Genomic DNA, 4,178 nt, shown 5'->3' on the forward strand with positions numbered 1-4,178 from the left:
GGTTGTTCTCGCGCTGTAGATGCTCGTTCCATGCGGCAATCGGCTTGAACTCCGGCTGTGGAAGCTCACTGCCCTTTGCCACCGGCCCATGTTTCACGCCCGTAGGCGCCTCGGGCAGGAACCAGGCGTTCAGGATTCCCGCTACCGTCTGGGTGGTCTCCGGCGCAAGACCATGGATGCGGGCCGCCAGCCAGGCCTGCGGCGTGATAAACAGCTCCGCCTTCCGCGCCGCCACAGCATTGAAGATACGGTTGGCAGCGCGTTTGGTGCTGGCCGAAAGCCCTGGCAGCATCGCCGCCATGGCAAACCACTGGTACTCCTTCTCCGGCTGCCCGCGGAACTCCGCCTTGACGTGGGATCCGGTCCGCAGCAAACCGGGGCACACCGTGGTGACGTGAATCCCCTTCGACTTCAGCTCTACATGCAGCCCCTCGGAGAACCCGGTCAATGCAAACTTCGACGCCGTGTACGGCAACATGTGGGGCACGGCAAGCTTGCCCCCGATGGATRCAATATTCACAATCGTGCCCGATCTGCGGACCAGCATTTGCGGCAGCACCGCATGCACGGTATTCAGTGCCGAGAAGAAGTTCACCCGCATTGCCTCGTCGAAGGCGGCAAGGGGCTGCTCCTCCACCGGGCCGACCTGGATGATGCCGACGTTGTTGATCAGAACATCCACGCGCCCGAAGTGGGTGGTCGCGCGCTGGATCAGATCGGCCGCCGCAGCCTCATCACTCAGATCACAGGGCACCAGCAGCACGTCCTCCGCGTAACGGACAGCGGCGCGGTCCAGCAGCAGTTGCCGGGCGCGCAGCAGCTCCTCGGGATCGCGCGCGGCCAACACCAGCGATGCTCCTCCGCGGGCGAAGCGCTGCGCCAGGGCAAGGCCCAGGCCGCGAGATCCACCGGCGATCACCACCACCTTGTTTTGCACGGCCTTACGGCGTTTGCTCGCCACATAAACCGCACCGGCCGTAACGGCCATACCGGCGGCGCCCAGCAACACCTGGGCCGCCGGATTGGTTGCTGTCGCTGCCCGATAGAGCTTGCGCAGAGCCATCCGCTTGCCAATCTTGTAGAGAAATCCCATAACTATCCGTTCAGATGGCCGTCCACTTCAGCCGGTTGCTGCAACATATCCTTTCGAACTACAAACGGCGTCGAATACTATGGGAGTAGTTTATGGCGACCAAGCGTAAGTCGAAGGGAGCATACATGATCTCGGCCGTGGCCGAGATGTATGACATTCACCCGCAGACGCTTCGCTTATATGAGCGCGAAGGTCTTCTGCGGCCCTCCCGTTCTGAAGGCAACACTCGGCTCTATACCGACGAAGACCTGGAACGCCTGGAGTTCATCCTCAACCTTGCCCGAGACCTTGGTGTGAATATCGCAGGCATCGCGATCGTGCTGCAGATGCGTGAGCGCATGGAAGAGATGAACCGGCAGATGCAGAGCTTTGTCGAGTATGTCCGCAGCGAGATGATCACCCGCATCCATCAGGCCCAGCAGCCGCAGGGTCCGGGTCTCGTACCTTTCAAGCGACCAGTGGGGCCGAAGAAATAGTGAGTTTGACACCGTGGGGGTGGGCTCTCCGGGGCCTGCTGTCTCTTTCGATTCTGGGCACAGTCACGTCTGCCATCTATACCGGCATGGTGATTGTGGCTGCGCTGAAATACCGTACCCGCAAAAGGGCCGCTGAGCGCGTGCCTGCTGACTTTGTTCCTCCGGTCAGCGTCTGCAAGCCGCTGCATGGCGATGAGCCCGGCCTCGAGCGCAACCTCGCCTCCTTCTTCGAGCAGCAGTATCCGGGCGAATGGGAGATGATCTTTGTTGCCCGTCACTCCAACGATGCCGGCTTACAACTGGCACAACGGGTAGGACAGCGATATCCGCAGGTCAATGCGCGCTACCTGACCTGCGGCGAACCGAAGTATCCCAACGCGAAGATGTACTCGCTCGGCGTGCTGGCTGAAGCCGCAAGGCACGAGACGCTGGTCACCAGCGATGCGGACGCGCGCGTGGGTGCGGACTATCTGCTGCGCTGTGTACAGGACCTGAAAGACGGCACCTCTCTCTCCTCCTGCCTCTACCGGGGAACCGTTGACGAGCCCGGCATTGCCACCGCTCTCGATGCCATGGGCAAGACCGTGGAGATGTGCGCCGGCGTCCTGGTGGCGACCATGGTTGAAGGCGGCACAAAGTTCTCGCTAGGCGTCACCATGATCCTGCGCCGCGATGCCTTCGCCCATGCCGGCGGATACGAGGACCTCGGCCAGTACCATGCCGAAGATTTCATCCTTGGCAATCGCCTGGCCGAGCAGGGCAGGCGGGTCATCATGTCGCCGCACATCATCGACCTGACCGTGCCGAAGACCACGCTGGTGCTTAGTTTCCGCAATCAGCTTCGCTGGATGCAGAGCACGCGCCGCTCCCGGCCCGCAGGGCACCTCGGCACCGGTCTCACCTTTGCCCTGCCCTTTGGTGTGCTCGGCCTGCTGTGGGGCCTGTTTGCAGGTCATCCCCTGTTCGGTTTTGGATTCCTCGCTGCTGCCTGCGCAAACCGTATGGCGCAGGCTTTGACGATGCTGAGGATACTGGACGACCCGAACTGGGCGCGCTACACGCTGCTGTATCCGCTGCGTGATCTGATGGGTTCCATCATCTGGCTCTGCTCTTATCTGCCGGGAGAGATGTACTACCACGGCGGGCTGTATGAGCTGACGCCTGATGGTAAGTTGAGGCGGCGCAAGTAGGAAAGTATCAGAAAGTTTCGAGCGAAACCACAGCCTTCGATGGGCTCCAACATCCGTTGCCCCATTCTTCGCTGAAAGCGAAGGGTGGGGTATCGCGCTGTGCGCGACCGTTCTTCGGGATTGAGTGTAGAGCAAAGACAAACACTCCTAAAAACATCGTTCCAATCTCAAGACAACGGCTGTCTCGCTTCGCTCGATACCCCACCCTTCGCGATAAAGCCGCGAAGAATGGGGCAACGAGTGTATCGCCTCCATCAAGCCACATTCATCGTTTCTTTACCTGGATCGGCTACCGTTTTGGCCATGCATCGCAGAGATTTTCTTACACTCGCAGGCACTGCCGGAGCCGCCCTTGCGCTCGGCGTCGACGCTCCGTCCGCYCATGCTCAGCAGCAGGACTTCACCTTCCTCTTCCTGACCGATACTCATATTCAGCCGCAGCTCGATGCTGCCAAGGGCTGCGATATGGCGTTCAAGAAGATGCGGACCGTCAAGGCAGACTTCGCCATCCAGGGTGGCGACCATGTCTTCGACTCCCTGGAGGTTCCAACCTCGCGTGCGCTCAGCCTGTTCGATCTCTACAACAAGAGCGAGCAGGACCTTGGCCTGAAGGTGCATCATGCCATCGGCAACCACGATGTCCTGGGCATCTATCCCAAGAGCGGCGTCTCCCCGACCGATCCGCTCTATGGCAAGAAGACCTTTGAAGACCGCATGGGTGCTCGCTACCGCTCCTTCGACCACAAGGGTATTCACTTCGTCATTCTGGACTCGATCTTCATCACCAGTGACCGCGCCTATGAAGGTCGCATTGAAGCGGATCAGCTAGGCTGGCTGGACGCCGATCTGAAGAAAGTTCCTGCCGGAACGCCGATCGTCGTGACCAGCCACATTCCCATCATCTCAGCCTACGAGCAATACCTTCCGCCTCCGGCTAAGCCTTCAGCTCATCACGGACTGACAGTCGCGAACTCGGCAGAGGTGATCAAGACCTTCGAAGGACACAACGTTCTGGCTGTACTGCAGGGCCATACTCACGTCAACGAGGTCGTTACCTGGAAGGGTGTGCAGTACATCACGTCCGGCGCTGTAAGCGGCAACTGGTGGAAGGGTACGCACATGGGATCGCCCGAGGGCTATACCGTCGTGACCGTATCGAATGGCAAACTCTCGACACGGTATGAGACCTATGGCTTTCGGGCAACGGTGCGGGAAGATAGCTAGGGTGTATCGACAAATTGCTGGAGGTGTAACCACGAGCATGCGAGGGCGACGGTAGCAGCGAAGCAAGCAACGTATTTGCAGTATCTTGTGGCGAACCTTCTGAACTGTTTGAGTCTGTTGAAGCATCGTTCGATGCGGTTTCTGAGTTTGTAGAGCGTCAGATCGTAGGTTCGCTGCCGCCGCCGGTTGGCTTTG

5 protein-coding genes are annotated in these 4,178 nt (G+C 59.8%); 3 read left to right on the forward strand and 2 right to left on the reverse strand.

All coding sequences use genetic code 11. From position 1 onward, the window contains the following. A partial coding sequence (locus tag AB4043_RS16760) for an SDR family NAD(P)-dependent oxidoreductase (RefSeq protein WP_442307570.1) occupies positions 1-1,093 on the reverse strand: 1,093 nt, incomplete at its 3' end. A 92-nt stretch (positions 1,094-1,185) separates the two neighbouring features. Between AB4043_RS16760 and AB4043_RS16765 the strand changes: the two genes are divergently transcribed. The 3 genes from AB4043_RS16765 to AB4043_RS16775 all read left to right on the forward strand — a co-directional run bounded on the left by AB4043_RS16765 (position 1,186) and on the right by AB4043_RS16775 (position 3,983). Next, the gene (locus AB4043_RS16765) at positions 1,186-1,569 is read left to right on the forward strand and encodes a MerR family transcriptional regulator (protein ID WP_442300312.1); all 384 of its coding nucleotides are present in this window, start codon (positions 1,186-1,188) and stop codon (positions 1,567-1,569) included. After that, complete coding sequence (locus tag AB4043_RS16770; protein WP_442307571.1) at positions 1,569-2,759, forward strand: glycosyltransferase; 1,191 nt, start codon at positions 1,569-1,571, stop codon at positions 2,757-2,759. The genes AB4043_RS16765 and AB4043_RS16770 overlap by 1 nt, the downstream gene beginning before the upstream one ends. Positions 2,760-3,062: 303 nt before the next feature. Further along, positions 3,063-3,983: a metallophosphoesterase family protein gene (locus AB4043_RS16775; RefSeq protein WP_442300314.1), complete on the forward strand. Its 921-nt coding sequence runs from the start codon at positions 3,063-3,065 to the stop codon at positions 3,981-3,983. Here AB4043_RS16775 and AB4043_RS16780 read toward each other — a convergent pair. Next, positions 3,980-4,178 (reverse strand): transposase (locus tag AB4043_RS16780; RefSeq protein WP_442307572.1); only part of this gene is annotated, 199 nt, incomplete at its 5' end. The genes AB4043_RS16775 and AB4043_RS16780 overlap by 4 nt on opposite strands.

It is taken from the genome of Terriglobus sp. YAF25, assembly GCF_052113305.1.
Lineage (GTDB): Bacteria > Acidobacteriota > Terriglobia > Terriglobales > Acidobacteriaceae > Terriglobus.